Source organism: Streptomyces sp. MGP-BFMKR1, from assembly GCF_057766585.1.
This window is the reverse complement of sequence record NZ_CM173408.1, coordinates 2,427,975-2,452,898: the sequence shown is the minus strand read 5'-3', so window position 1 is coordinate 2,452,898 and position 24,924 is coordinate 2,427,975. Positions and strand designations below refer to the sequence as shown.

Here is a 24,924-nt window from a genome sequence, read left to right as displayed (position 1 = left end):
GTCGAAAGAAGACCGGTGAGGTGATAGGGAGAATCCTAGGGGTGCGGACGGCGTGTCTTCGAGTCATTGCCCGTTTGATCTGGAGAATGACCCCTCATTTGAGTGGCTAGCCGTCAGACTGCTTGCCACTTGAACGAGTTGCGCCCGCGCCCGCCACTGTTTTCGCGCCCCCGTTGTCCTTGCCACTCCCACTGCCCGACGTCGGTGCCTCGAAGGATTCGAGGGCTTCCAACACGTCCTGGACGCGGGAAATCTCCGCGTTGATGTCTTTGCGGCGGCGCACGAGCAACTCGAGTTCCCGCTTGCCGTCATCGATCATTTTCTTCGCCTCGTCGGCCGCCTCCGCGCGCACCCGTTCGGCGTCGCGATCTGCCGCGGTCTTCTTCGCCTCGGCCTCGCGGATCAACCCGTCGGCCTTCTTCACCGCGGCGATCCGAACCTTACTCGCCTCGCTGTTCGCGTCCGACAACAGTTGCTTGACCTTCTTCTCGGCCTGCGCGAGTTGTTCCTCGGCGGCCTTGACGAGCTTGTCCGCCCGCTCGCCCGCGGACTTGAGCGCCTCGGAGGACTCCCGGCGGGCCCGGTCGTGGAGCTTCTCGACCTCACCCTCGACCCGGGTGCGCAACTCCTCCGCCCGCTCCCTTATGGCCGTCGCGTCCCCGCGCGCCTCGGTCAGCATCGTGTTGGCGTCCGTACGCGCCTTCTCCACCCGCTGGCTACCCTCGGCGGTGGCCTCGGCGACGATCCGCTCGGCCTCCTTGCGGGCCGCGCCCACCATGGTGTCGGCCTGCTCCTCGGCCGCCGTCGCCGCCCGCAGCGCCTCCTCCTGGGCCCCGGCGATGAGTTGGTCCGCCTGCTCGGCCGCCTCGGCGCGGCGCTTGGCCGCCGCCGCGCGGGCCGCGTCCACCGTACGCTCCGCCTCGACCTGGGCCTTGGCGAGCAGCCGGTCGGACTCCTCCTGCGCCTGCGACTTGATCTTCTCCGCGGCGACCCGGGTCCGGGTGGCGTGCTCCTGCGCCGAGGTGACCGTCGCCGCCGCCTCGGCCCGCAGCTTGTCGGCCTCCTTGGCCGCCCCCGCCACCAGCCGGTCCGCCTGCGCGGCGGCCTCCGTCCGGCGCTGGCCCGCGGCCTTGCGCACCTCGTCCAGCGTACGGTCGGCCTCCTGCCGGGCGGCGGCCGTGACCTCCGCCGCCTCCGCGCGCGCCTGCTTGGCCTCGGCCGCCACCTCGGCCCGCAGCCGCTCGGCCTCCTTGGTGGCGTCGGCGACGAGCTTCTCGGCCTCCTTCGTCGCCTCGGCGATGAGCCGGTCGGCTTGCTGCGCGGCGTCCGAGCGCAACCGGTTGGCGTCCGTACGGGCCTCGGCGCGCGACCGCGCGGCGTCCTGCTCGGCCGCCGCCAGCGCGTCCGCGGCCTCCGTGCGCAGCCGCTGACCCTTGGCGGTCGCGTCGGCCACCATCCGCTCGGCCTCGGACGTGGCCTTGGCGACCAGCGCGTCGGCCTGCTGGGCCGCGGTGCTCCGCAGCCGGTCGGCCTCCTCGCGGGCGTCGGCCCGCATCCGCTCCGACTCGCCGATGGCCTCCGTGACCGTGCGCTCCGCCAGCGCCTTGGCGGCCTCGGACTCCTCGCGTGCCTCCCGGCGCACCCGCGCCGCGTCGCTGGAGGCCCGCTCCCGCTCCGCGTACGCGTCGGCGCGCACCCGGTCCGCCTCGCCCTGCGCCTCGGTACGGGTCCGCTCGGCCGCGTGCTCGGCCGCCGAACGCAGCCCCGCGACCTCCGCCTCGGTCTGCTCCTGAAGCCCCGCGACGGCGTCCCGTACCTGCTGCGCGGTCTGCTCGGCCGTGGAGACCAGCTCGCTCGCCCGCTGCTCGGCCTCGTCGCCGAGCCGCTGCGCCTCGGCCTGCGCCTCCGCCACCCGCTTACGGGCCGAGGCCAGCAACTCCTCGCTCTGCTCCTGGGCCCGCGCGCGCTCGCGCTCGGCCTCGCCACGGGCGTCGGCGAGCAGCTCCTCGGCCTCCCGGCGCCGCCGGGCCGCCTCCTCCTGGGCGGCGGCCAGCGCCTCGGCCGCCTCGCTGGCCAACCGCTCGGCGGCGGCCTTGGCCTCCGCGCGCACCCGGTCGGCCTTCTCCTGCGCCTCGCCGCGCAGCCGCTCGGCCTCCGTCGCGGCCTCGCTCCGCAGCCGGACCGCGACCGCCTCGCCCTCCGCGCGGGCGTTGGACGCGTCCGCGGTGGCCTCGTCGCGCAGCCGCTGGGCCGCGGCCTCGGCCTGCTCCTGGAGGGCCCGCAGCCGCTCGGCCGACTCGGCCCGCAGCCGCTCGGTCTCCTCGGTCGTCTCCCGGCGCAGCCGCTCCGCCTCGGCCCGCGCCTCGCGCAGCGCCTCCTCGGCGGCGGCCACCCGCTGCTCGGCCTCGCCGTGCAGCCGCGCCCACTCCGCCTCGGCCTCCGCGCGCCGCTCGGCGGTGGTGCGCTCCGCCTCCTCGCGCAGCCGCTGGGCCGCCTCGGCCGCCTCCGACCTGATCTTGCCGGCGCCCTCCTCGGCGGCGGCCACCAGGTCCTCGGCCTCGCCACGAGCGCGCTCCAACGCCTCCTCGGACTGCTTGCGCAGCGCCGTGGCCCGCTCGATGGCCTCCGTGCGCACCCGCTCGCCCTCGGCGCTCGCGCTGGCCCGGCTCTCGGCGGCGTCCGCCTTGGCCTTGGTGAGCAGCTCCTCGGCGGTCTTGGCCGCCTCCTCGATCTGCTGGAGCGCGTCCCGGCGGGCCTCGCCACGGATCTTCTCGCCCTCGGCGACCGCGTCGGCCCGCAACTGCTCGGCCTCGCCGCGCAGCCGCCTGGCCTCCTCCTGGAGTTCGACGGTCTTGGCGCGGTACTCCTTGGTGTCGTCCTTGGCCGCGCCCTTGAGCTGCTCGGCCGTGTCGTGCGCGGCCTCGCGCAGTTGGTCGGCCTCGCGCTCGGCCTCGGTCCTGATCCGCTCGGCCTCCGCGGCGGCGGCCTTGGTGGCGGCCTTGGCGTCCTCGGCGGCCTTGCTGAGCATCTCCTCGGCGGTGCGGGCCGCCTTGGCCAACTGGGCCGCGGCGTCCTCGGCCGCCTCGGCGCGCGCCTTCTCCTGCGCCTCGGCGACCAACCGCTCCGCCGTGGCGCGGGCGTCGTCCCGAAGCTGCTCGGCCTCGGCCCGCAGCGCCTCGGCCTCCTTGGTGGCCTCGCCGACCAGCCGGGCGATCTCCGCCTTCGCCGTACGGGTGCGCTGCTCGTTGTCCGACTCGGCGGCCGAAAGCCGCGCCGCCGCCGCCTCCTTGGCCTCGGACAGCAGCTTCTCGGCCTCGCTGCGCGCCTCGCGCAGCGTCGCGTCGGCCTCCTGCATGCGCTGCTCGGCGCCGCGGGTCAGCTCGGTGGCCTGCCGGCGGGCCTGCTCGGCCTCGGTGGTGGTGCTCGTGCGGAGCTGCTCGGCGTGGTCGGTGGCCTCCTGGGCCTGCGTGGACGCCGCGGTCAGCAGCCGCTCGGCGTCGGTGCGGGCCCGGCGCAGGATCGCTTCGGCTTCCGAGCGGGCGCTCTCCGCCTCCGCGTTCAGCCGCTCCCTGGCCTGCTCCGCCAGTCGCTGGGCCTCGGCGCGCGCGGCGGCGAGCGCCTGGTCGGCCTCGGCCCGCGACTCGTCGAGCAGCCGCCTGGCCTGGGCCTCGGTACGGGCGCGCAGTTGCTCGGCCCAGGCCACGTTCTCGTTGACGTGCGACTCGACCGTGGCGCGCCGCTCCGCCAACTCCTCGTCGAGGCGCTGGCGGCGGGCGACGGCCTCGGCGTGCAACTCGGCCTCAAGGCGCGACTGGCGCTCGGCCTGCTCCTGGAGCAGCCGCTGGGTCTGCGCGCGCACGTCGCGCAGCTCCCGCTCGGCGTCCGCGCGGAGCTGGTCGGCCTGCGCCTGGGCGTTCCGCAGGAGCTGCTCGGCCTGGTAGCCCAGGTCGGCGCTGTCGTACGCGGGACGGGACGCGATGGTGCGGCGCGCCTCGTGCAGCTTGGCGCGCAGGACTTCGACCTGGTAGCCGAGGTCGTCGGCGTGCTGGACGGCCTTCTCTCGCTCGGTCTTCAGCCGTTCCATCTCGGCTTCGAACTGCGAAAGGTGATCGTCAGGCTCGTAGCGGTCGTAGCCCCGCACTGCGCGGTCCCATCCGTCCCCTGGTCGCGTCGGTGGCCTGCCCCGCCCCGGGTCCCGGGTGGTGCACAGGGCTGGCCCTTCCGAAGAAATGGTGTCAGATCATCGGCGTAGCATGGGCCGAGCCCCCAACCCGCGCCCCGGCCGAGCTTGCACTCTACCGGCCTGGGGAGGGGTGAGTCAGTGTTCGGTCTGCTCGGGGGAGGCGGAGGTCACCAGTTCCGTCAGCACACCGTGGCAGTCCTTGGGGTGCAGGAAGGTGATCCGCGAGTCCATCGAGCCGCGTCGCGGCTGCTCGTACAGGACGCGCACGCCCTTGTCGCGGATGTCCGCGGCGTCCGCGTCCACGTCGGCGGTGCCGAACGCGATGTGGTGCACGCCCTCGCCGTTCTTGGCCAGCCACTTGCCGACCGCGGAGTCCTCGCGGGTGGGTTCGAGGAGCTGGAGGTAGGAGGCGCCGCCGTCGGACGTCTCGTTGATCTTGAGCATGGCCTCGCGTACCCCCTGCTCCTCGTTGACCTCGGAGTGGAACACCTCGAAGCCGTACGTGGCACGGTAGAACTCGACGGTCTTGTCGAGGTCGAAGCAGGCGATCCCGATGTGGTCGATTCTCGTCAGCATTCCCCCAGTGCACCGCCGGCACGGTCGATTACGCAACGTGCGCGCGATCACATCCTCGCGCCGATGACCTGTCGCGTACCGCTCAGTACATTGACGGATAACCCTCGTTAACATCCCTGACGCTTCCGAAGGGGCCGCACCATGACTGGAACGACCGGCACTACCTCTGTGATCGTCGCAGGCGCTCGCACGCCCATGGGCCGCCTCCTCGGCTCGCTGCGCACCTTCTCCGGAGCCGACCTGGGCGGCTTCGCCATCAAGGCCGCGCTCGACCGCGCCGGCATCGGCGGTGACCAGGTGCAATACGTGATCATGGGCCAGGTGCTGCAGGCCGGCGCCGGGCAGATCCCGGCCCGCCAGGCGGCCGTCAAGGCCGGCATCCCGATGAGCGTGCCCGCGCTCACCGTCAACAAGGTCTGCCTCTCCGGGCTCGACGCGATCGCGCTCGCCGACCAGCTCATCCGCGCCGGCGAGTTCGACATCATCGTCGCCGGCGGCCAGGAGTCGATGACCAACGCCCCGCACCTGCTGCCGAAGTCCCGCGAGGGATTCAAGTACGGCGCCGTTCAGATGCTGGACGCCATGGCGCACGACGGGCTCACCGACCCCTTCGACGACATCGCGATGGGCGCCTCCACCGAGCACCACAACACGCGCCTGGGCATCGGCCGCCCCGAGCAGGACGAGATCGCCGCCCGCTCCCACCAGCGGGCCGCCGCCGCGCAGAAGAACGGCCTGTTCGAGGCCGAGATCACGCCGGTGGAGATCCCGCAGCGCAAGGGCGAGCCGGTGGTCTTCAGCCAGGACGAGGGCATCCGCGCGGACACCACCGTCGAGGGCCTGGCCAAGCTGCGCCCGGCGTTCGACAAGTCCGGCACCATCACCGCCGGCAGCTCCTCGCAGATCTCCGACGGGGCCGCGGCCGTCGTCGTGATGAGCCGCGCCAAGGCCGAGGAACTGGGCCTGGAGTGGATCGCCGAGATCGGCGCCCACGGCAACGTCGCGGGGCCGGACAACTCGCTCCAGTCGCAGCCCTCGAACGCCATCAACCACGCCCTGGGCAAGGAGGGCCTCACCGTCTCCGACCTCGACCTGATCGAGATCAACGAGGCGTTCGCCTCCGTCGCCTTCCAGTCAATGAAGGACCTCGGCGTTTCGGCGGAAAAGGTGAACGTCAACGGTGGCGCGATCGCCCTCGGCCACCCGATCGGCATGTCCGGCGCCCGCCTGGTGCTGCACCTGGCCCTCGAACTCAAGCGGCGCGGTGGCGGCGTGGGCGCGGCGGCGCTGTGTGGCGGCGGCGGCCAGGGTGACGCCCTGATCGTGCGGGTGCCCAGGAAGTAGCGGGCGCCCCCGCTCGCACCCGCTCCGCCGGCCCGGCCCGTACCAGCGCGCCGGCAGCCCGGTCCGTACACGCGACAAGGAGAACGGCACGATGGTGGACGTCCCCGACCTGGTGGAACAGGCGAGGCAGGGCAGGCCGCGCGCGGTGGCCCGGCTGATCTCGCTGGTGGAGGGGGCGTCCCCGCAACTGCGCGCGGTGATGGCGGCGCTCGCCCCGCTGACCGGGAACGCCTACGTCGTGGGCCTGACCGGCTCGCCCGGCGTCGGCAAGTCCACCTCGACCTCGGCGCTGATCACCGCGTACCGGAAGATCGGCAAGCGGGTCGGCGTGTTGGCCGTCGACCCGTCGTCGCCGTTCTCCGGCGGCGCGCTGCTCGGCGACCGGGTGCGGATGAGCGACCACGCCTCCGACCCCGGCGTCTACATCCGCTCCATGGCCACCCGCGGCCACCTCGGCGGCCTGGCCTGGTCGGCGCCGCAGGCGATCCGGGTGCTGGACGCCGCGGGCTGCGAGGTGATCCTCGTGGAGACCGTGGGCGTCGGCCAGTCGGAGGTGGAGATCGCCTCGCAGGCCGACACCAGCGTGGTGCTCCTGGCGCCCGGCATGGGCGACGGCATCCAGGCGGCGAAGGCCGGCATCCTGGAGATCGGCGACGTGTACGTGGTCAACAAGGCCGACCGCGAGGGCGCCGACGCCACCGTGCGCGAGCTGAACCACATGCTCGGCCTGGGCGAGGCGCGCGCGGCCGGCGACTGGCGGCCCCCCATCGTGAAGACGGTGGCGGCCCGCGCCGAGGGCGTGGACGAGGTCGTGGAGGCGCTGGAGAAGCACCGCGCGTGGATGGAGGAGCGCGGCATCCTCGCCGAGCGCAGGAGCCGGCGCGCGGCCCGCGAGGTCGAGACGATCGCGGTCACGGCGTTGCGCGAGCGGATCGGCGACCTGCGCGGCGACCGCCGGCTGAGCGCCCTGGCCGACCGCATCGTGCGCGGCGAACTGGACCCGTACGCCGCGGCGGACGAACTGATCGCGGGCCTGACGCAGGGGGGCTGACGCGGGGGCTGGCGTGAGGGGCGTCCGTAGGGTCGCTGGACGGCCGCTGCGCGGCTGCCGTACGGGCCGTCGCGGGGGCTCGCCGAGGCCGTCGCGGGGTGGCGGACACCCCGCGCGGCCCCCTCTTGAAGCGCACGCTCGCACGGGGGGCGTACGCCCGCACGAGAGCGCCGGCCCAGGACCCCGCCCCGGGGGTACGGGCGGGGTCCTGGGGGTTCTGAAGGGCCATCACGAGTGGCCCGCTGGAGCGAAGTTGCCGGCGCGGGCGGGGCGTGCGCCGGGCGGCGTCGCGCCCGTGGGACGACCGTCAGGCGTCGGAGTCGTCAGGACCATCCGAGTCGTCGGAGCCATCCGAGCCGTCGCGGTCGTCGGCGTCGGCGGCGTCGTCAGGGTCGTCCGCGTTGTCAGCGTCGTCGTCCGCCTGCCAGGTGGCCTTGCCGGACGCCAGGTCCACGGCCAGCTCGCGCTCGTCGTCACCGTCGCCCTTGGCCAGGACGTCCACCTCCCAGGACGGCCGTGGGCCGTCGCCGAGCTCCACCGAGGTCACCGTGCCGGGCGCGGTCCGCAGCGCGCCGCGCGCCGCGTCGGCCGCGGAGACCTTCGCCCCGCGCAGCGCCTCCCGCGACACGGTCGAGTGGTCCTCGTCGTCGCGCCCCTGGTGCGTGACCTTGCCACTGTCGCCGTCCAGCGTCAGCTCGTACCAGTGGCCGTCCGAGCCGAGGATGTCCACGTCCCACAGCGCGCGGGCGCCGTCGTCCGCGTCGAGCTCGGCCGCGACCACGGTGCCGGGCCTGGCCTTGAGCGCGGCGTCCACGGCCTCCTGCGCGGTGACCTTCGCCCCGCGCAGCGCCCGCCCCTCGGCGACGTCCTCCCGGTCGTCGGCGCCGTCGCTGTCGTCGTCGGCATCGCTCGCGGCGCCGTCGTCACCCGCGTCCCGGCCACCCTGGTCACCCCGGTCGTCTCGGTCATCGCTGTCGTCCCGCGCGTCCCGGTCGTCCCGCGCGTCGTCGGTGCCGTCCTGGGCCCGGTCCGCGTCGTCCCGGTCCGCGTCGTCGCGGTCCGTGGCGTGGGCCCGGGTCGGGCTGGCGGGCGCGTCGTCGCCGTCGTGGGCCAGGGCCACCGCCGACGCGGTGCCGCCGCCGATGAGGACCGCCGCCGCGGCGGTGGCGATGGCGAGGTTGCGCTTCATGAGGGTTCCTCCCGGATGGTGCTCGGCCGGTCGTTGACGTCTCCCACCTTCGCGCGGCGATGCTGAACGCAGGCTGAAGGCGGCTGAAGGCGTCTTCAGGTTCCGTTTGCGAGGCTGTGCGCATGCGCCTGTTGATCGTGGAGGACGAGAAGCGGCTCGCCCTGTCCCTGGCCCGTGGGCTGACCGCGGAGGGCTTCGCCGTGGACGTGGTGCACGACGGGACCAGCGGGCTGCACCGGGCCGGCGAGGGCACGTACGACCTGGTCGTGCTGGACATCATGCTGCCGGGCATGAACGGCTACGCGGTCTGCGCGGCGCTGCGCGCCGCCGGCAACGAGGTGCCGATCCTCATGCTGACCGCCAAGGACGGCGAGTACGACGAGGCCGAGGGCCTGGACACCGGCGCCGACGACTACCTGACCAAGCCGTTCTCGTACGTCGTGCTGCTCGCCCGGGTGCGCGCGCTGTTGCGCCGGCGCGGCGCCGGCGCGGCCCCGGTGCTGCGGGTGGGGGAGTTGGCGGTGGACCGCGCCGCGTACCGGGTGCGGCGCGCGGACGTCGAGATCGCGCTGACCGCCCGGGAGTTCGCGGTCCTCGAACAACTGGCCGTCCGCGCGGGCGAGGTGGTCTCCAAGGCGGACATCCTGGAGCACGTGTGGGACTTCGCGTACGAGGGCGACCCGAACATCGTGGAGGTCTACGTCAGCGCGCTGCGCCGCAAGCTGGGCCCCGGGCTGATCGAGACCGTGCGCGGCGCCGGCTACCGGCTGGTGGACCGTGGCTAGGGGCGTGCGCGGGGCGCTCGGGTCGGTCCGGGCGCGGGCGACCATCGGCGCCAGCGTGGTGGTCGCCCTGGCCCTCGTGCTGGCCGGGATCGTCGTGCTCGGCGTGCTCCGGGACAACCTGCGGGAGCAGACCACCCTCCAGGCGGACGTGCGGGCCCGGGAGGTCGCGGCCCGGCTGGCGGCCGGCGCCCGCCTCGAACTGGACGACGACCCGCCGGTGCAGGTGGTGGACGAGGACGGGCGGGTACGGGCCGTGAGCGAGGACCTCACGCGCATCACCGGCACCGGCCACGCCGGCGTGCGCGCCGTCGCCCCGCCCGAGCGCCCGGCCCCGTCCCCCACCGCCCGGCCCACCCCCGGCCGCACCCCGGAGCGCGACGACGACCCCGACGAGCGGGACGGCCAGGACGAGCGGGAGGTCCCGGAGCAGGGGGAGGGCCGCGCGGACCCCGACGAGGACGCCGATCCGGAGGACGACGCCGCCCGGGAGGCCGCCGACGAGGCCGCCGAGGACGCCGCGGAGGAGGCGGCCGAGGCCATCGAGCGCGGCGAGAGCCCGCACCAGGCGCTGCCCGGGCAGGGCGAGATCCACGACGGGGCCACCCACCACGAGGGGTCGGCCACGGTGGACGGGGAGCGGCGGGAGTACCGGTTCGCCGCCGTTCGCGTGACCACCCCGCTGGACGAGTCCCTGACCGTCTACGCCGGCGCCCCGCTGGCCACGGAGCGGGACGCGGTGGGCACCGTGCGCCGCGCGATGCTGATCGGACTCCCGGCGCTGCTCGCCGTCGTCGCGGCCGTGACCTGGCTGGTCACCCGGCGCGCGCTGCGCCCGGTGGAGGGCATCCGGCGCGAGATGGCGGCCATCACCGCCAGCGCCGACCTGTCCCGACGGGTGCCCGAGCCGCAGGCCAGGGACGAGGTGGCGCGCCTGGCGGTGACCACCAACGAGACGCTGGCCGCGCTGGAGGGCTCGGTCGAGCGGCAGCGCCGCTTCGTCGCGGACGCCTCGCACGAACTGCGCAGCCCGATCGCCAGCCTGCGCACCCAGCTCGAGGTGGGCGTGGCCCACCCGGAACTGCTGGACCCCGAGGGCGCGGTCGCCGACGTGGTGCGGCTCCAGCACCTGGCGGCCGACCTGCTGCTGTTGGCCCGCCTGGACGCGGGGGAGCGGCCGGTGCGCGGCCGGGTGGCGCTGGCGGAGCTGGTGCGCGCGGAGGTGGCGCGGCGGGTGGGCGACGGGGTCGCCGTACGCGCCGACGAGCTGGCCGACATCGACGTCAGCGGCTCGCGCGGGCAACTGGCCCGGGTCCTGGGCAACCTGCTGGACAACGCCCAGCGGCACGCGGAGCACGCGGTCGAGGTGTCGGTGCGGAGGGAGCGCGACGCCCGGGGCGCGTGGGCCGTGCTGGCCGTCGCCGACGACGGGGCCGGCGTGCCGGAGGCCGAGCGGGAGCGGATCTTCGAGCGCTTCGTACGGCTCGACGACGCGCGCAGCCGCGACGACGGCGGCGCCGGGCTCGGCCTGGCCATCGCGCGCGACGTGGTGGCGCGGCACGGCGGCACCCTGACGGTGCGCGAGGCCGCGGCGGGCGGCGCCTGCTTCGAGGTGCGGCTGCCCGGCGCGGCCCCGGCCGGGACACCGGGCGCGCGGGGGGCCGGGGCCGAGGGCTGAGCGGCGGGCCGGTAGCCTCTGCGCCGTGTAGTGACGGTTGAGACGCCTCGATGCCCCGGCGCCGTACGAGCCCTGCTCCGGCGCCCGCTCGACGTGTCCGCGCTGCCGCGAGGAGCGCCCGCCCCTCCGCGCCCCCTCGCGCCCTCGCCCCTCCGCCCGCCTCCGCGCCCGTCGGCGCCCTCGACGATCGGACGACCATGACCGACGCCCCGCTCCCCGACCACGACGCCCCTGACAGCCACACCCCCGACCACGAAGCCCGTGACCACGGCACCCCCGACCACCACGCCCCCGGCCTCGACGCCACCGACCGGGCCTTCCTCGACCACGTCGCCGACCGGCTCGCGGCCCTGCCGGCCGTGCGGGCCGTCACCCTGGGCGGCTCGCGCGCCGACGGCTCGCACACCCCGGACAGCGACTGGGACCTGGCCGTGTACTACCGCGGCGGCTTCGACCCGGCCGACCTGCGCGCCGTCGGCTGGCCCGGCGAGGTCTCGGGGATCGGCGACTGGGGCGGCGGCGTCTTCAACGGTGGCGCCTGGCTCACCGTGGACGGGCGCCGCGTGGACGTCCACTACCGGGACCTGGACGCCGTCGAGCACGAGGTGGCCGAGGCCCGCCAGGGGCGGTTCCGCTGGGAGCCGCTGATGTTCCACCTCGCGGGCGTCCCCAGCTATCTGGTGGTCGCCGAACTCGCCCACAACCGGGTGCTGCGCGGCACCCTGCCCCGCCCCGCCTACCCGGCGGCGCTCCGCGCGGCGGCCCCGCCCGTCTGGCGCGAGCGGGCGACCCACACGCTGGCGTACGCCGACGCCGCGCACGCCCGGCGGGGACAGCTCACCGAGGTGGCCGGGGCGCTGGCGACCGCCGCCGCGTACACCGCGCACGCCGTGCTCGCCGGCCGGGGCGAGTGGATCACCAACGAGAAGCGGCTGCTCCAGCGGGCGGGGCTGCGGCCCGTCGACGCGCTGGTGGCCGGGGTGCGCCCGGAGCCGGCGGCGCTGAGCCGGGCGATCGGTCAGGCGCGGGAGCTGTTCGAGGCGGCCCGTTGAGCGAGGTCCCGTCGGGCGCGTGGCTGCCCGACGGGACCGATCGCAAGTCCTAGCCGATCTTGCGTCGGGTGCGCAGGTGCTCCGCGACGGGCGCGAGGGAGCCGTAGAGCGCGTCGATCCCGCTGGCACCGAGCAGGTCGATGAAGTGCTGCCGCACCGAGGCGACGTGGTGCGGGGCGACCTCGCGCATCGTCTCCCAGCCGCGGTCGGTGAGGACCGCGTACAGCCCGCGCCGGTCCGACTCGCAGTTCTCGCGGCGGACCAGGCCCGCGTTCTCCATCCTGGTGATCTGGTGGGAGAGGCGGCTCTTGGACTGGAGGGTCGCGGCGGCGAGGTCGCTCATCCGCATCCGGTGGTCCTCGGACTCCGAGAGGTTCACCAGGATCTCGTAGTCGTTGTTCGTCAGGCCGAACGGTTGCAGGTCCCGTTCGAGCTGGTGCATGAGCAGACGGCTGACGTCCAGGTGGGCGCGCCAGGCGCGCTGTTCCTCGTCGTTGAGCCAGTTGGTGCCGGTCTCGGTCTCCATGTGATTGATTCTACCTAAAGAAGTTGAATTCTGAACCAATGGATGTATGCGGCTGCTTGAGGTCACGCGTTCGACGTTACACTCCGCAGGCTACCGATCACGAACCGGTACCCCCGCCTGGTCGGGGGAGGCGCCGGTGGCGATCTCGGCCATGAGTTGCTCCGTTGACTGCAGGAGCACGGTGCCCGCTCCCACGAACTCAAACTGGTGCTCCTCGCCGGAGGTTCCGCCGAATCCGGTATGCGCCCGCACGCCACCGAGGAAGCCCCGCAGGTACTGGTGGTCGTAGTGGTGACAGGGCGAGGGACAGTCGGCCCAGCCCACCAGGGCCTGCGGGTCGACGCGCAGCGGCGGCTCCATGAAGACCACGGGCCCGTTGGACGCCGCGACGAACGTGCCGGTGCCGATCAGCGTCAGGAAACCGGGCACGATCGACTGCTTCAGCGACAGGGACGGCTGGAAGGCGAGCAGGTTGCCGGAGCGGATCGTCAGGTTTCCGTCGTCGAGGTCGTACGAGTTGACGTCGAAGGCCCGGTCCGCGAGGACCATCTTCCCGCGCCCCTCGGCCACCACCCAGTCGGCGGCGTGCAGGGGGGAGTGGAAGCTGCGGGCGATGAGCCGGTCGAGCCGGCCGAGGCCCACGCCGTGGAAGTCGATGTCGCCGTAGTACGCGATCATCTTGCCCCGCTGGAGGAACCACTGGCCGTCGAGCGCCACGCTGAAGGCGTACGCGTTGACGTTGTCGCTGGCCGGCAGCGAGTGCGCGTCGAAGACGACAGGGCTGGTCAAAGCTTCTCCTCGGACGCCTGGACGTACACCGTGCCGGTGCCTGACAGGGCGAGCTGGAACCCCTCGCCCGAACCGCGGCCGACCAGCTCGCGCCAGCCGATCGCGGTGGTGAGCTTGTTGCGGACCTTGCCGCGGTGGGCGACGTACGCCTGCGGGTCCACGTGGACCTCGCGGCCCGGGATGATCGGCAGCTCGATGACGCCACCGTGCGCCATCACCGCCACCGAACCGTGCCCCTCCAGGGTCGTGGTGAACAGGCCCTGCCCGGAGACCTGGCCGCGCACCATGCCCATCACGCCGCCCTGCGAGCCCATGAACATCGTGCCCTGGCGCAGCGTGCCGTCGAAGGCGAGCAGCCGGTCCGCCTCCACGTACAGCGTGTCCCCGCTCAGGTCGACCACCTGCACGTAATGGCCGCCGTGCCCGAACAGCACCGTGCCGTTGCCCTCCACCGTCATCAGCGGCGTTGCCTCGTTCGCCACCCGGCGCCCGATCATCGACATCACGCCGCCCTGGCCGCCGGTGATGCTCGGCGTGAACGCGACCTCGCCCCGGTAGGCGAGCATCGCCCCGCGCTGGCTGAACATCGTCTGCCCGGGCGTGATCGCGGCCTCCACGATCCGCGAGTTGACCATCGTGAACGGCATCAGACCTCACCGCCGACCGTGTCGCGCTCGCTGGGCTGTACGTACACCAGGCCCTCGCCCTCGAAGCGGATCTGGAACGCCTCCCCGGAACCCTCGCCTATCAACGTCCGGAAGTTGACGCCCGACTGGAAGTGCTGCTGGAGGCGGCCGGTGTGCGCGACGTAGGCGCCCGGGTCCACCCGCAGCGGGTACTCCGGCGTCACGCGCAGCACGACCGCCTCGCCGGCCGAGACGAGCGCGGCCTGCCCGCTGCCCTCGACGGTCGTGGTGAACAGGCCGTTGCCCTGGGAGGCGCCGCGCAGCCCGGTGAACGTGGTGCCGGTACGCAGGGCGCCGTCCGCGCACAGCAGGTTGCTCGCCTCGACGTACAGCTTCTCGCCGTGCAGCGTGACCAGGTTGATCTCGCTGGCCCGGTCGGCGAAGTAGCAGGTGCCGTGTCCCTTGACCTCCATGACCTCCATCTGTTCGCCGGTGAGCCGCCGGGTGACCATCCCCCGCAGACCCTCCCCGCCGCCGGTCTTCTTCTTGAAGGTCATCTCGCCGTCGTACGCCACCATCGAGCCCTTCTTGGCCTTGACGGTGTCACCGGTCAGGTCGACGGCGAGGACCTTGCTCCCGTGGAGCCGAAAGTGAGCCACACAGGGGACGCTATCGCTCGCGACCGGCACCGCACAGGTCCCACCGGGCCGCCGGTCGCCCGCTGGTGGGCGCGGTGCGGCCCGGACCCCGGGGCAGTGATCGTCCGGGTAACTGTCACAATGGCAGGGCTTGTGAAGGCGGGCACAAGGGGTGCCCGTCCCGCCCTCGTGACTGAAGGTGCCCCCGTGGACATCAAGACCGCCTCCGCCCTGCGCCGGCTCCGCCTGGTCTCCGCGCCGGAGGCCATCTCCTTCCTGCTCCTGCTCGTGTGCTCGGTCCTCAAGCGCACCACCGACTTCAACGCGGTGCCGGTGATGGGCGCGGTGCACGGCATCCTGTTCGTGCTGTACGTGATCTTCTGGGCCGACGCCTGGAACCGGACCAAGTGGCCGGTGGGCACCGCCGCCCTGTACTTCGTGCTCTCCGTGCTGCCCACCGGCGGCTTCTTCGCCGAGCGCAAGCTCAAGCGCGAGGCCGAGGCCGGGGTCATCGCGGCCCGGGCGCGCAAGGAAGGGATCGTGAACGCGTGATCGTCGCCTTCTCCGTCACCCCGCTCGGCGTCGGCGCGGACGTCGGTGAGTACGTCGCCGACGCCGTGCGGGTGGTGCGCGAATCCGGTCTGCCGAACCACACCGACGCGATGTTCACCTCCGTCGAGGGGGAGTGGGACGAGGTCATGGACGTCGTCCGACGGGCCGTCGCGGCGGTCGAGGCCCGCGCCCCGCGCGTCAGCCTGGTACTCAAGGCCGACCTCCGGCCCGGCGTCGTGGACGGGCTCACCTCCAAGGTGGAGACCGTCGAGCGACACCTGACCCAGGGCTGACGACACGGCCCGGCCTGGCCTCAGGTCGTACGGGAACGTCGGACCCTGGTATGACGTAAGGGCGCCCCTACCTGACCTAGTGTCACGGTCATGAAGAAGATCACCCGCGGTCTGGCGACCGCGATCGTGACCATGGCCATCGCCGTGCCGGCCACCCTGACCGGCACGGCCTCGGCCGACCAGCGGACCTCCGGCGCGCCGGCCGTCGACCGGGCCGCCCCGTTCGCCGAGGTCGCGCCCGGAGCCCACGCCACCGGCGACGCCAAGCACCAGAAGAAGGGCGTCCGCCTCGCGCTCCCGCGGCCCACGGGCAGGTACGCCGTCGGCCGCGACACCCTCCACCTCGTGGACGAGCACCGCAAGGACCCCTGGGTCCCGACCGCCGACCGCGAGCTGATGACCTCGGTCTACTACCCGGCCAAGCCCGGCACCGGCAGCCGGGCCGGCTACGGGACCTATGCCGAGGCCAAGGCCGTGCTCGACGCCCAGCCGGACATCGGCAAGCTCGTCACGCCCCGCGAACTCAGCTCCACCCGCACCAACGGCCGCGAGGACGCCCGCCCGCTGCGCGCCGGCGGCCCCTATCCGCTGGTGGTGCTCTCGCCCGGGTACACCATGCAGCGCTCCTCGCTCACCGTGCTGGCCGAGGAGCTGGCCAGCCGTGGTTACGTGGTGGCCACCGTGGACCACGCGTACGAGTCGGGCGGCTCCAGCTTCCCCGGCGGGCGGCTGCTCGACTGTGTCTCCTGTGACCTGGTGAACCCGCCCGAGGAGGTGCACCTGGTCTCCGACGGCCGGGCCAAGGACGTCTCCTTCCTGCTGGACGAGCTGTCCGGGCCGAAGGCCAGTTGGCGGCACGCCGATCTGATCGACGACCGACGCATCGGCATGGCCGGCCACTCCATCGGCGGCGCGGGCACCGCGGCGGCGATGGCCACCGACCCGCGGGTGCGGGCCGGGGTCAACCTGGACGGCACCCTCTTCACGCCGATTCCCGACAAGGGCCTGGACGGGCGGCCGTTCATGCTGGTCGGCAGCGACCCGAAGCTGACGCCGCCGAACCCGGAGGACACCACCTGGGAGGACGGCTGGAAGCGCCTGGACGGCTGGAAGCGCTGGCTGACCGTCACCGACGCCGGCCACCTCAGCTTCACCGACTGGCCCGTCCTGGCCCAGCAGTTCGGCTACCAGGACCCGATGGCCCCGCTGTCCGGGACCCGCTCCCAGCAGATCACCCGGGCCTACGTGGGCGCCTTCTTCGAGCAGCACCTGCGCGGCGTGCCGCAGCCGCTGCTCGACGGACAGAGCCCGGCCCACCCGGAGGTGGTCTTCGAGCGCAAGGGCTGACGCCGCCCGGCGGGGCCCCGCCCCGCCACGGCCCGGTCCACGCGCGGCGCTCCGCCCCGCCGGCCGACGGGGCGGGGTGCGGCGCCCGAAGTCTGAGACGGGGCTGACCGCCATATGACCGGCCGGTAGGGTCGGTGGCGTGGCAAAACCGCTCAGTCTCGCCTTCGATCCCATCGCCCGGGCCGACGAACTCTGGCAGGAGCGCTGGGGCTCCACGCCGTCGATGGCCGCCATCACCTCGATCATGCGCGCCCAGCAGATCCTGCTGGGCCAGGTCGACGCGGTGGTCAAGCCGTACGGCCTGACCTTCGCGCGCTACGAGGCGCTGGTGCTGCTCACCTTCAGCCAGGCCGGTGAGCTGCCCATGTCGAAGATCGGCGAGCGGCTGATGGTCCACCCGACCTCGGTCACCAACACGGTGGACCGGCTGGTGAAGTCGGGCCTGGTGGCCAAGCGCCCGAACCCGAACGACGGTCGGGGGACCCTGGCCTCGATCACCGACAAGGGGCGCGAGGTGGTGGAGGCGGCCACCAAGGACCTGATGGACATGGAGTTCGGGCTCGGGGCCTACGACGCGCGGCAGTGCGCGGAGATCTTCGCCCTGCTGCGGCCGCTGCGCGTGGCGTCCGGCGACTTCGCCGCCGAGGCCGCCGGGCCCCCCGCGACCGACACCACCCACGAGGCCGACACCGCCCCCGCGACCGCCCCCGATGCCGCCCCCGCGACCGGCCCCGACGCTGCCCTCGCGACCGCACCCGACACCGCCCACCACGGCACCGCTCGCACGCCGCGCTGAACCGCCGCGCCCCCGACCCGGCCCGGCCAAGATCCGTCCGGTACGGGCGGTTACGCTCGATCTCATGAAGCGAAGCGTGTTGACCCGCTACCGGGTGATGGCCTACATCACCGCCGTGATGCTGCTGGTGCTCTGCACCTCCATGATCTTCAAGTACGGCTTCGACAAGGGCGCCGACGCGACCCTGGTCATCTCGCAGATCCACGGCGTGCTGTTCATCATCTACCTGATCTTCGCCTTCGACCTGGGGCAGAAGGCCAGGTGGCCGTTTGGCCGGCTGCTGTGGGTGCTGGTGTCCGGCACGATCCCGACGGCCGCGTTCTTCGTCGAGCGCAAGGTCGCCCAGGACGTCGAGCCGCTGATCGAGGCCCCGGAGGCGGAGCCCGCCCAGGCGTGAGGCCCGGCGCCGGCGGTGGCGGGCGCCGGCGCGCCCGGCCGCAGCGCTCGCCGCTTCTCCCCGCCGTCCCGGTCGCCGTCTCACTGGCTGACCCTCGGGAAAACCGTCCACCCGCCTGTGAAACCGCCGCCACCTGGGCCGATGCCCTCCTCGGCGCCCGCTGTGGGGCGCCGAACGGCGGCGTGACGCAGTTCGCCATCGACAATTACTAGGACGTCCAAGTAAATTTGTGGCATGGACGCCGAAGGCATTGAGGAGGGCCGCCGTCGCTGGCAGGCCCGGTTCGACGCGGCACGCAAGCGCGACGCCGACTTCACCACGCTCTCCGGAGACCCCGTCGAGCCGGTGTACGGCCCGGCGCCAGGCGACACCGTCGAGGGTTTCGAACGCATCGGCTGGCCCGGTGAGTTCCCCTTCACCCGTGGCCTGCACCCCACCGGCTACCGGGGCCGGACCTGGACCATCCGCCAGTTCGCCGGCTTCGGCAACGCCGAGCAGACCAACGAGCGCTACAAGATGATCCTGGACGCGGGCGGTGGCGGCCTCTCCGTCGCCTTCGACATGCCGACCCTGATGGGCCGCGACTCCGACGACGAGCGCTCGCTCGGCGAGGTCGGGCACTGTGGCGTGGCCATCGACTCGGCCGCCGACATGGAGATCCTGTTCAAGGACATCCCGCTCGGCGACGTGACCACCTCGATGACGATCAGCGGGCCCGCCGTGCCCGTGTTCTGCATGTACCTGGTCGCCGCCGAGCGCCAGGGTGTCGATCCGCGCGTGCTCAACGGCACCCTGCAGACCGACATCTTCAAGGAGTACATCGCCCAGAAGGAGTGGCTGTTCCAGCCGGAGCCGCACCTGCGGCTCATCGGCGACCTGATGGAGCACTGCGCCCAGCACATCCCGGCGTACAAGCCGCTCTCCGTCTCCGGCTACCACATCCGTGAGGCCGGGGCCACGGCCGCGCAGGAGCTGGCCTACACGCTGGCCGACGGCTTCGGGTACGTGGAGCTGGGGCTCTCGCGCGGCCTGGACGTCAACACCTTCGCGCCGGGGCTGTCCTTCTTCTTCGACGCGCACCTGGACTTCTTCGAGGAGATCGCCAAGTTCCGGGCGGCCCGCCGCATCTGGGCGCGCTGGATGCGCGACGTGTACGGCGCCACCTCCGAGAAGGCGCAGTGGCTGCGCTTCCACACCCAGACCGCCGGCGTCTCGCTGACCGCGCAGCAGCCGTACAACAACGTGGTGCGCACGGCCGTCGAGGCCCTGTCCGCCGTGCTCGGTGGCACCAACTCGCTGCACACCAACGCGCTGGACGAGACCCTGGCGCTGCCCAGCGAGCAGGCCGCCGAGATCGCGCTGCGCACCCAGCAGGTGCTGATGGAGGAGACCGGCGTCGCCAACGTGGCCGACCCGCTGGGCGGCTCCTGGTACGTCGAGGCGCTGACCGACCGGATCGAGGCCGACGCCGAGAAGATCTTCGAGCAGATCAAGGAGCGGGGCCGGCGCGCGGTGCCCGACGGGCAGCACCCGATCGGGCCGATCACCTCCGGCATCCTGCGCGGCATCGAGGACGGCTGGTTCACCGGCGAGATCGCCGAGTCCGCCTTCCAGTACCAGCAGTCCCTGGAGAAGGGCGAGAAGCGCGTCGTCGGCGTCAACTGCCACCACGGCTCGGTCACCGGCGACCTGGAGATCCTGCGGGTCAGCCACGAGGTCGAGCGCGAGCAGGTGCGGGTGCTCGGCGGGCGCAAGGCCGAGCGTGACGAGGCCGTGGTCAGCGCCTCGCTCGACGCGATGCTCGCCGCCGCGCGGGACGGCTCCAACATGATCGAGCCGATGCTCGCCGCCGTCCGCGCCGAGGCCACCCTGGGCGAGATCTGCGGCGTGCTCCGCGAGGAGTGGGGCGGCTGGACGGAGCCCGTCGGCTTCTGACCGGCGGCCCACCGACAGCGGGACCGGAGGCGGTCCGCACACCCGACGGGGTGCGCGGGCCGCCTCCGGCGTGTCCCGGGCCGGCGCCCCGGCGGCTCAGCCCAGGCGCGCGTACCAGTTCGCGTTCTGCCCGATCGCCCGCAGGTAGGTGTCGCCGTGGTCGCGGTCGCCGTGGTGGGTCACCTTCGCCCGCACCCCGTGCTCGGCCAGCGACCTGACGCAGGAGGTGGTGTTGCCGATGGGCACGTCACGGTCCCCGGTGGAGGTGTGCAGCCGCACCGGCGCGGTGGGGGCCCAGTCGCAGACGCCGTCGTTGCGCTCGATGACCTCGGCGAGCTTGCCGGTCGGGTGCTTGAGCCGCTCGGTCCACTCGTCGGTGAGCAGCGCCCTGATGTTCGGCGCCAGCCCCCTGGCGATCTCCTCCTCCGTGTGGTCGTTGTCGAACAGCGCCTCCACGGTGGAGGCGTAGGGCTCGCGGTAGACCTCGCGCGGGTCGTCGTAGAGGTGGTGCAGCCGGTTCTGGGCGGTGAGGAAGTACGAGAGGTAGTAGACGGCCGAGCTGTCGTCGATGCGGCCGTCGAAGATCGCGGGCAGCTCCTGCCCCGCGATGTCGTACGGGCCGGCCACCGGGGCCAGCGAGCGCACCCGCAGGTGTCGGTCGACGCCCCGGCTCAGCTCGCGGCCCACCGCCATGGCGACCTGGCCGCCCTGCGAGAAGCCGGTCACGTGGACGTCGCGGGTGAGCGTGCGGCCGTGCTGGGCGGCGGCCTGGCGCGCGGCCCGCAGCGCGTCGACGGAGGCCGAGACGGAGGAGGCCGTGTCCACGTACGGGTGGGTGCCGGGCCCGGTGCCAAGCCCCAGGTAGTCGGGGGCGACGGTGGCCCGTCCGCCCGCGCTGTACAGCCACGCGGCCAGCGTGGAGAAGTCGTCGCCGGTGGACGGGGCGCCGCCCCGGTAGGCCATGGTGCCGTGGTGCTCGGCCACCGTGGACAGCCGTTTGCCGCCGCCGTCGGGGAGGGCGAACAGCGCGGACGCGGTGGTGGGCTCGCCGGTCGGGGTGATGGTCGCGTAGGTGAGGCGGTACGTCGAGACGCCGTGGCGCACCGTGGACGCGTCGGTGCCGTTGGCCTCGACGACCCGGGCGATCTCCTCCCGGGACACCTGCTGGAGCGGGGTCACCGACAGCAGGGTGCCGCGCGCCCGGTCGCCGTGCGCCTGCCCGGCGCGGGTCGTGTCGGGCCGGTCGGCGGTCGCCGACGGCGGGGCGGCCAGCGCCGGGGCCGCGCACACGGCGGCGAGCACGGTGGCGGCGACGGCGGTCAGCCCGAGGGCGGGGCGGGAGGTGCGGCTGCTGCGTAAGGTCATGATCAGATCGTTGACCACCGAGCGCCGCGTCACCATCGGGCTAACCCCCGTGTCGGTTGGGGGTTTCCCACCGACGGGTGGTGGTGTGTGCCCCAGCCGGACGTGCGCGCCGGGGCGTTACCCCTGCCGGGCGAGCCAGCGGGCGTTGTCGGAGAGCGCGCCGAGGTAGCTGCGCAGGTGGTCCACGTCGCCGTGCTGGACGACCTCCGGGTGGGCGCCGCGCCGACGCAGCTCGCTCGCGCAGGAGGCGGTGTTGCCGGTCGGCACGTCGCGGTCGCCGGCGGCGGTGTGCAGCCGTACGGGCACCCGGGGCCGCCACTCGCAGACGCCGTCGACGCGCGCGATGACCTCGGCGAGCGCGCCGGTGGGGTGCTGGAGCCGCGCGGCCCACTCCTCGGTGAGCAGGGCGTCGACGGTGGCCGGCAGGTCGCGCGCGACGTCCTCGTCGCTGTGCTCGCCGTCGAACAGCGTCTCCATCCGGTCCGCGTACGGCTGGCGGAAGACCTCGCGCGGGTCGTCGTAGAGGTGGTGCAGCCGGTTCTGGGCGGTCAGGAAGTACGCGAGGTAGTAGACGGCCGAGCCGTCGGCGACGCGGCCGTCGAAGATCGCGGGCAGCTCCTGCCCCGCGATGTCGTAGGGGCCGCTGACGGGCGTCAGCGTGCGCAGCCGCAGGTGCCGGTCGGCGCCGTGGGCGAGGGCGCGGCCGAGGCCCATGGCGACCTGCCCGCCCTGCGAGAAGCCGGTGACGTGCACCTCGCCGGTGAGCGCGCGGCCGAGGCGGGCGGTGGCGGTGCGGGCGGCGCGCAGCGCGTCCAGCGAGGCGGAGACGGAGGAGGCGGTGTCCATGTACGGGTGGGTGCCGGGGCTGGTGCCCAGGCCCAGGTAGTCGGGGGCCACGGTGGCCCGGCCGCTGGCCGCGTACAGGTAGGCGCCGAGCCGGGTGACGTTGTCGCCGACGGAGGGCGCCTCGTCGCGGTGCGAGACGGTGCCGTGCAACTCGGCCACGGTGGACAGCGCGTGGCCGCCGCCGTCGGGGAGGGTGAGCAGGGCGGACGCGGTGGTGGGCTCGCCGGTGGGGGTGATGGTCGCGTACGCGAACCGGTAGGTGGCGATGGCGTGGCGTACGGAGGAGGCGTCCACGCCGTGCTCGGCGACGGCGCGGGCGACCTCGTCCCGGGACAGGCGCGACAGCGGGGTGACCGAGCGCAGGGCGCCACGGCCGTGCTGGACGTGGGTGCTCACGCCCGCGTCGGTGGTGGCCTGGCTGGCCGCGAGCGGGGTCGCTGTCGGGGCCGGGGGAGCGGGGCGCGGTGGGGGAGGGCTGGCCAGCGCGGGCGCGGCGCAGGCGGCGACGAGCAGGGCGGCGGCGACCGTGGTCGCGCCGCGGCGGGGTCTGTGCCCCGGTGCGGCGGCCGGGGGCGGTACGGGACGGTGTCGGGTCATGCCGGGAGCGTGCCCCGTCCCGCCGCCGCGGCATACGCGTCATCCGGCCGTTCGGCGGTCAGCCGGGCGGTGCCGCGGCCGGGTCGCGGGGCGGGTCCGTCGCGGCGGGCGCGGGCGGCGAGGGGTTCGCGGTGGGGGCGCCGTTCGCGACGGCGGTGGCGCCGAGGGTGGCCTGGACGCCGCTGACCACCAGGGTGCTGAAGGTGGCGGCCCACTCGGCGTCCACCGGTTCGGCGCTGACCAGCGCCCGGTGCACGACCGTGCCGGCGATCAGGTCGAAGATCAGGTCGGCCTGGCTGGCGGCCACCGACGGGTCGGCGTCGTAGGGGAGTTCGCCCCTGGCCTGGGCGCGCTCGCGGCCGAGCAGGACCAGCCGCTTCTGCCGCTCCACGATGGCCGACCGGATGCGGTCGCGCAGCGCCTCGTCCCTGGTGGACTCGGCGACCACGGCCATCAGGGCCGTCTTGGTCTCCGGGCGCTCCAGGAGCGCGGCGAACTGGAGGACCACGCCCTCGACGTCGGCGTGCAGGCTGCCCCGGTCGGGCAGCTCCAGGTGTTCGTCGAACAGGTCCGCCACCGCGTCCACAACCAGCTCGCTCTTGCCCGCCCAGCGGCGGTAGAGGGTGGTCTTCGCGACCTTGGCGCGGGCCGCGACGTCGCTCATCGTGAGCTTCCCCCAGCCCAGCTCGACCAGCGCGGCGCGGGTCGCGTCGAGGATCGCCCGGTTGGCCTCCGTGCTGCGAGGCCGACCGGTACGGCCGGTGCGGCGGCGGTGCGTGGGACACGGCATGCGGGCGACCTTACCCCCGGGTAACCAGTGTGGAGTGGAGCGTCGTGAGCGAGATCACGAACCGTATCGTTCGAGCGCCTTGTCGGCGGCTGGGGGCTGACAGTTACGCTACGACTCGTAGCGAAAGAGTGGCAGCCACGCCAAACACTGCGTGCGGCGCCCGGGTGGGGACCCGGTGCTCGCACCCGGGGTCCCTCGGGGCCTCATCGCTGGGTCCGCTCCCTCGCTCCGCACGCCGGCGGAGCGTCGACGGGGGCCCGGTGCGCGCATGACGCGAAGTGTTTTCCGATCGCCGCGCGGAGGGGGGAGGATGTACTCATGCAGCCACGGAATTTGCCCATGGGAGTAGTCGACCTCGCCGCTGTGAAGGCGGCCGGGGAGGCCAAGCAGAAGGCGGAGCAGGCACGGGCCCAGCGGTCGGCCCAGGGGGGCGCGGCCCCCGGCTCCGTACGACTGGTGATCGATGTCGACGAGGCGGGCTTCCAGCAGGAGATCCTCCAACGCTCCACCGAGGTCCCCGTCGTCATCGACTTCTGGGCCGACTGGTGCGGGCCGTGCAAGCAGCTCAGCCCGATCCTGGAGCGGCTCACGCAGGAGTACGCGGGCCGGTTCGTCCTCGCGAAGATCGACGTCGAGGCCAACCAGGCGCTGTTCCAGCAGTTCGGCGTGCAGAGCATTCCGGCCGTTTTCGCCGTCGTCGCCGGTCAGCCGGTGCCGCTGTTCCAGGGCGCGGCCCCCGAGGCGCAGATCCGGCAGGTGCTCGACCAGCTCATCCAGGCCGCCGAGCAGCAGTTCGGCATCGTCGGCGCGCCGGTGGACCCGGACGCGATCGCGGACGCCCCCGAGGCCGCCGAGCAGCCCCCCGGCCCGCACGACGCGGCGCTCACGGCCGCACACCAGGCCCTGGACGCGGGCGACTTGGGCGGCGCCGAGCGCGCGTACCAGAACGTGCTGGCCGACGACCCGGGCAACGCGGAGGCCAGGCTGGGCCTCGCGCAGGCCCAGTTGCTGGGGCGGGTGCAGGGCCTGGACGCGCAGCAGGTGCGCAAGGACGCGGCGGACCGCCCGGCCGACGTGGACGCGCAACTCGCGGCGGCCGACCTCGACCTGGTCGGCGGGCACGTGGAGGACGCCTTCGGGCGGCTGGTGGACCTCGTCAGGCGGACGGTGGGTGACGACCGGGAGCGTGCCCGACTGCGGTTGCTTGAGCTTTTCGAGGTGATCGGCGCCGACGACCCGCGGGTCGTCACCGCGCGTGGCGCGCTCGCTCGCGTACTGTTCTGACGCCGTTCTTTCACACCGTCGACACACACTGATCCAAACGAAGCAGCGGTCGCGCTTTACCAAAACTTGGTAATCGCGGCCGCTGTTACTCGTAGTAAGAGAACGTCGACTATATGTCTGGTTTTTAACGGCTTATCCGTTACTTTCCGGCGCCCGCCCGGCGACCCTGTGTGTGCGGCCGATATCGGCCAGCGCCGCTTCGGTTATCCGGGCGTTACTCGCAAGTAATGAACCCCTTGTGTCGAAGCCGTGGATGGACCACGATCGGCCAAGCTCGGTCCATTCCAA

General features: G+C 73.6%; 21 protein-coding genes and 2 pseudogenes. 13 read left to right on the top strand and 10 right to left on the bottom strand.

Going from position 1 to position 24,924, the window contains the following annotated elements:
• Positions 1-106: 106 nt before the first annotated feature.
• Both scy and mce read right to left on the bottom strand, forming a co-directional pair.
• Entirely contained in the window at positions 107-4,141 is a 4,035-nt protein-coding gene (gene scy, locus AC3CHW_RS09085) for a polarized growth protein Scy (protein WP_488470110.1), read from the bottom strand.
• Positions 4,142-4,318: 177 nt separating this feature from the next.
• Entirely contained in the window at positions 4,319-4,759 is a 441-nt protein-coding gene (gene mce, locus AC3CHW_RS09080) for a methylmalonyl-CoA epimerase (RefSeq protein ID WP_176164185.1), read from the bottom strand.
• 141 nt (positions 4,760-4,900) lie between these two features.
• On the opposite strand from mce, the gene AC3CHW_RS09075 reads away from it, so the two are divergent.
• A complete protein-coding gene (locus AC3CHW_RS09075) occupies positions 4,901-6,103 on the top strand; it encodes an acetyl-CoA C-acetyltransferase (protein ID WP_176164186.1) in 1,203 nt (400 codons plus the stop codon).
• Positions 6,104-6,194: 91 nt separating this feature from the next.
• Positions 6,195-7,154 (top strand): methylmalonyl Co-A mutase-associated GTPase MeaB, encoded by a 960-nt coding sequence (gene meaB / locus AC3CHW_RS09070; protein WP_488470109.1) that lies wholly within the window; start codon positions 6,195-6,197, stop codon positions 7,152-7,154.
• Between the two features lie 307 nt (positions 7,155-7,461).
• Here the strand turns inward: meaB and AC3CHW_RS09065 are convergent, their stop codons facing one another.
• Positions 7,462-8,343 carry a PepSY domain-containing protein gene (locus AC3CHW_RS09065; RefSeq protein ID WP_488470108.1) on the bottom strand — a complete coding sequence of 294 codons (882 nt, stop codon included), beginning with the start codon at positions 8,341-8,343 and terminating at the stop codon, positions 7,462-7,464.
• Positions 8,344-8,465: 122 nt separating this feature from the next.
• On the opposite strand from AC3CHW_RS09065, the gene AC3CHW_RS09060 reads away from it, so the two are divergent.
• From AC3CHW_RS09060 to AC3CHW_RS09045, 4 genes and pseudogenes are all read left to right on the top strand, one after another.
• On the top strand, positions 8,466-9,128 hold the full coding sequence (locus AC3CHW_RS09060; protein WP_381162610.1) for a response regulator transcription factor: 663 nt from the start codon (positions 8,466-8,468) through the stop codon (positions 9,126-9,128).
• Between the two features lie 757 nt (positions 9,129-9,885).
• A pseudogene (locus tag AC3CHW_RS09055) lies at positions 9,886-10,284 on the top strand (histidine kinase dimerization/phospho-acceptor domain-containing protein); the annotation flags it as partial.
• Positions 10,285-10,305: 21 nt separating this feature from the next.
• The gene (locus AC3CHW_RS09050) at positions 10,306-10,803 is read left to right on the top strand and encodes a sensor histidine kinase (protein ID WP_488471010.1); all 498 of its coding nucleotides are present in this window, start codon (positions 10,306-10,308) and stop codon (positions 10,801-10,803) included.
• Positions 10,804-11,000: 197 nt separating this feature from the next.
• Complete coding sequence (locus tag AC3CHW_RS09045; RefSeq protein WP_488470107.1) at positions 11,001-11,855, top strand: nucleotidyltransferase domain-containing protein; 855 nt, start codon at positions 11,001-11,003, stop codon at positions 11,853-11,855.
• Between the two features lie 49 nt (positions 11,856-11,904).
• Here AC3CHW_RS09045 and AC3CHW_RS09040 read toward each other — a convergent pair whose 3' ends face one another.
• From AC3CHW_RS09040 to AC3CHW_RS09025, 4 genes are all read right to left on the bottom strand, one after another.
• Positions 11,905-12,381, bottom strand: a complete 477-nt coding sequence (locus tag AC3CHW_RS09040; protein WP_176164191.1) for a MarR family winged helix-turn-helix transcriptional regulator — start codon at positions 12,379-12,381, stop codon at positions 11,905-11,907.
• 90 nt (positions 12,382-12,471) lie between these two features.
• On the bottom strand, positions 12,472-13,170 hold the full coding sequence (locus AC3CHW_RS09035) for an AIM24 family protein (RefSeq protein ID WP_381162606.1): 699 nt from the start codon (positions 13,168-13,170) through the stop codon (positions 12,472-12,474).
• Positions 13,167-13,817: an AIM24 family protein gene (locus tag AC3CHW_RS09030; RefSeq protein ID WP_488470106.1), complete on the bottom strand. Its 651-nt coding sequence runs from the start codon at positions 13,815-13,817 to the stop codon at positions 13,167-13,169. Before AC3CHW_RS09030 ends, AC3CHW_RS09035 begins: the two co-directional genes overlap by 4 nt.
• Positions 13,817-14,455 (bottom strand): AIM24 family protein, encoded by a 639-nt coding sequence (locus AC3CHW_RS09025; protein WP_398608871.1) that lies wholly within the window; start codon positions 14,453-14,455, stop codon positions 13,817-13,819. The genes AC3CHW_RS09030 and AC3CHW_RS09025 overlap by 1 nt, the downstream gene beginning before the upstream one ends.
• Before the next feature lie 186 nt (positions 14,456-14,641).
• Between AC3CHW_RS09025 and AC3CHW_RS09020 the strand changes: the two genes are divergently transcribed.
• The 6 genes and pseudogenes from AC3CHW_RS09020 (at position 14,642) to icmA (ending at position 19,754) form a co-directional block, all read left to right on the top strand.
• Complete coding sequence (locus AC3CHW_RS09020) at positions 14,642-14,986, top strand: DUF3817 domain-containing protein (protein ID WP_176164194.1); 345 nt, start codon at positions 14,642-14,644, stop codon at positions 14,984-14,986.
• Entirely contained in the window at positions 14,983-15,279 is a 297-nt protein-coding gene (locus AC3CHW_RS09015) for an MTH1187 family thiamine-binding protein (protein ID WP_488470105.1), read from the top strand. The genes AC3CHW_RS09020 and AC3CHW_RS09015 overlap by 4 nt, the downstream gene beginning before the upstream one ends.
• A gap of 90 nt (positions 15,280-15,369) precedes the next feature.
• Positions 15,370-16,626 (top strand): alpha/beta hydrolase family protein, encoded by a 1,257-nt coding sequence (locus tag AC3CHW_RS09010; protein ID WP_488470104.1) that lies wholly within the window; start codon positions 15,370-15,372, stop codon positions 16,624-16,626.
• A gap of 139 nt (positions 16,627-16,765) precedes the next feature.
• Positions 16,766-17,272, top strand: a pseudogene (locus tag AC3CHW_RS09005) (MarR family winged helix-turn-helix transcriptional regulator); the annotation flags it as partial.
• Positions 17,273-17,486: 214 nt separating this feature from the next.
• Complete coding sequence (locus AC3CHW_RS09000; protein WP_176164198.1) at positions 17,487-17,819, top strand: DUF3817 domain-containing protein; 333 nt, start codon at positions 17,487-17,489, stop codon at positions 17,817-17,819.
• A gap of 234 nt (positions 17,820-18,053) precedes the next feature.
• Positions 18,054-19,754 carry a coenzyme B12-dependent isobutyryl-CoA mutase large subunit gene (gene icmA / locus AC3CHW_RS08995; protein WP_176164199.1) on the top strand — a complete coding sequence of 567 codons (1,701 nt, stop codon included), beginning with the start codon at positions 18,054-18,056 and terminating at the stop codon, positions 19,752-19,754.
• A gap of 96 nt (positions 19,755-19,850) precedes the next feature.
• Here the strand turns inward: icmA and AC3CHW_RS08990 are convergent, their stop codons facing one another.
• The 3 genes from AC3CHW_RS08990 to AC3CHW_RS08980 all read right to left on the bottom strand — a co-directional run bounded on the left by AC3CHW_RS08990 (position 19,851) and on the right by AC3CHW_RS08980 (position 23,352).
• Positions 19,851-21,119 (bottom strand): alpha/beta fold hydrolase, encoded by a 1,269-nt coding sequence (locus AC3CHW_RS08990; RefSeq protein WP_488470103.1) that lies wholly within the window; start codon positions 21,117-21,119, stop codon positions 19,851-19,853.
• Positions 21,120-21,236: 117 nt separating this feature from the next.
• Positions 21,237-22,562, bottom strand: coding sequence for an alpha/beta hydrolase (locus tag AC3CHW_RS08985; RefSeq protein ID WP_488470102.1), 1,326 nt, complete (start codon positions 22,560-22,562; stop codon positions 21,237-21,239).
• A 58-nt stretch (positions 22,563-22,620) separates the two neighbouring features.
• Complete coding sequence (locus tag AC3CHW_RS08980) at positions 22,621-23,352, bottom strand: TetR/AcrR family transcriptional regulator (RefSeq protein WP_488470101.1); 732 nt, start codon at positions 23,350-23,352, stop codon at positions 22,621-22,623.
• A gap of 318 nt (positions 23,353-23,670) precedes the next feature.
• On the opposite strand from AC3CHW_RS08980, the gene AC3CHW_RS08975 reads away from it, so the two are divergent.
• Positions 23,671-24,636, top strand: coding sequence for a tetratricopeptide repeat protein (locus AC3CHW_RS08975; protein WP_488470100.1), 966 nt, complete (start codon positions 23,671-23,673; stop codon positions 24,634-24,636).
• Positions 24,637-24,924 lie beyond the last annotated feature (288 nt).

What these genes read in the sequence shown, in the direction of transcription:
- mce (WP_176164185.1), bottom strand. Translation starts at nt 4,759, where the DNA reads ATGCTGACGAGAATCGACCACATCGGGATCGCCTGCTTCGACCTCGAC.
- AC3CHW_RS09075 (WP_176164186.1), top strand. Translation starts at nt 4,901, where the DNA reads ATGACTGGAACGACCGGCACTACCTCTGTGATCGTCGCAGGCGCTCGC.
- meaB (WP_488470109.1), top strand. Translation starts at nt 6,195, where the DNA reads ATGGTGGACGTCCCCGACCTGGTGGAACAGGCGAGGCAGGGCAGGCCG.
- AC3CHW_RS09065 (WP_488470108.1), bottom strand. Translation starts at nt 8,343, where the DNA reads ATGAAGCGCAACCTCGCCATCGCCACCGCCGCGGCGGCGGTCCTCATC.
- AC3CHW_RS09060 (WP_381162610.1), top strand. Translation starts at nt 8,466, where the DNA reads ATGCGCCTGTTGATCGTGGAGGACGAGAAGCGGCTCGCCCTGTCCCTG.
- AC3CHW_RS09045 (WP_488470107.1), top strand. Translation starts at nt 11,001, where the DNA reads ATGACCGACGCCCCGCTCCCCGACCACGACGCCCCTGACAGCCACACC.
- AC3CHW_RS09040 (WP_176164191.1), bottom strand. Translation starts at nt 12,381, where the DNA reads ATGGAGACCGAGACCGGCACCAACTGGCTCAACGACGAGGAACAGCGC.
- AC3CHW_RS09030 (WP_488470106.1), bottom strand. Translation starts at nt 13,817, where the DNA reads ATGCCGTTCACGATGGTCAACTCGCGGATCGTGGAGGCCGCGATCACG.
- AC3CHW_RS09010 (WP_488470104.1), top strand. Translation starts at nt 15,370, where the DNA reads ATGAAGAAGATCACCCGCGGTCTGGCGACCGCGATCGTGACCATGGCC.
- AC3CHW_RS09000 (WP_176164198.1), top strand. Translation starts at nt 17,487, where the DNA reads ATGAAGCGAAGCGTGTTGACCCGCTACCGGGTGATGGCCTACATCACC.
- icmA (WP_176164199.1), top strand. Translation starts at nt 18,054, where the DNA reads ATGGACGCCGAAGGCATTGAGGAGGGCCGCCGTCGCTGGCAGGCCCGG.
- AC3CHW_RS08990 (WP_488470103.1), bottom strand. Translation starts at nt 21,119, where the DNA reads ATGACCTTACGCAGCAGCCGCACCTCCCGCCCCGCCCTCGGGCTGACC.
- AC3CHW_RS08985 (WP_488470102.1), bottom strand. Translation starts at nt 22,562, where the DNA reads ATGACCCGACACCGTCCCGTACCGCCCCCGGCCGCCGCACCGGGGCAC.
- AC3CHW_RS08980 (WP_488470101.1), bottom strand. Translation starts at nt 23,352, where the DNA reads ATGCCGTGTCCCACGCACCGCCGCCGCACCGGCCGTACCGGTCGGCCT.
- AC3CHW_RS08975 (WP_488470100.1), top strand. Translation starts at nt 23,671, where the DNA reads ATGCAGCCACGGAATTTGCCCATGGGAGTAGTCGACCTCGCCGCTGTG.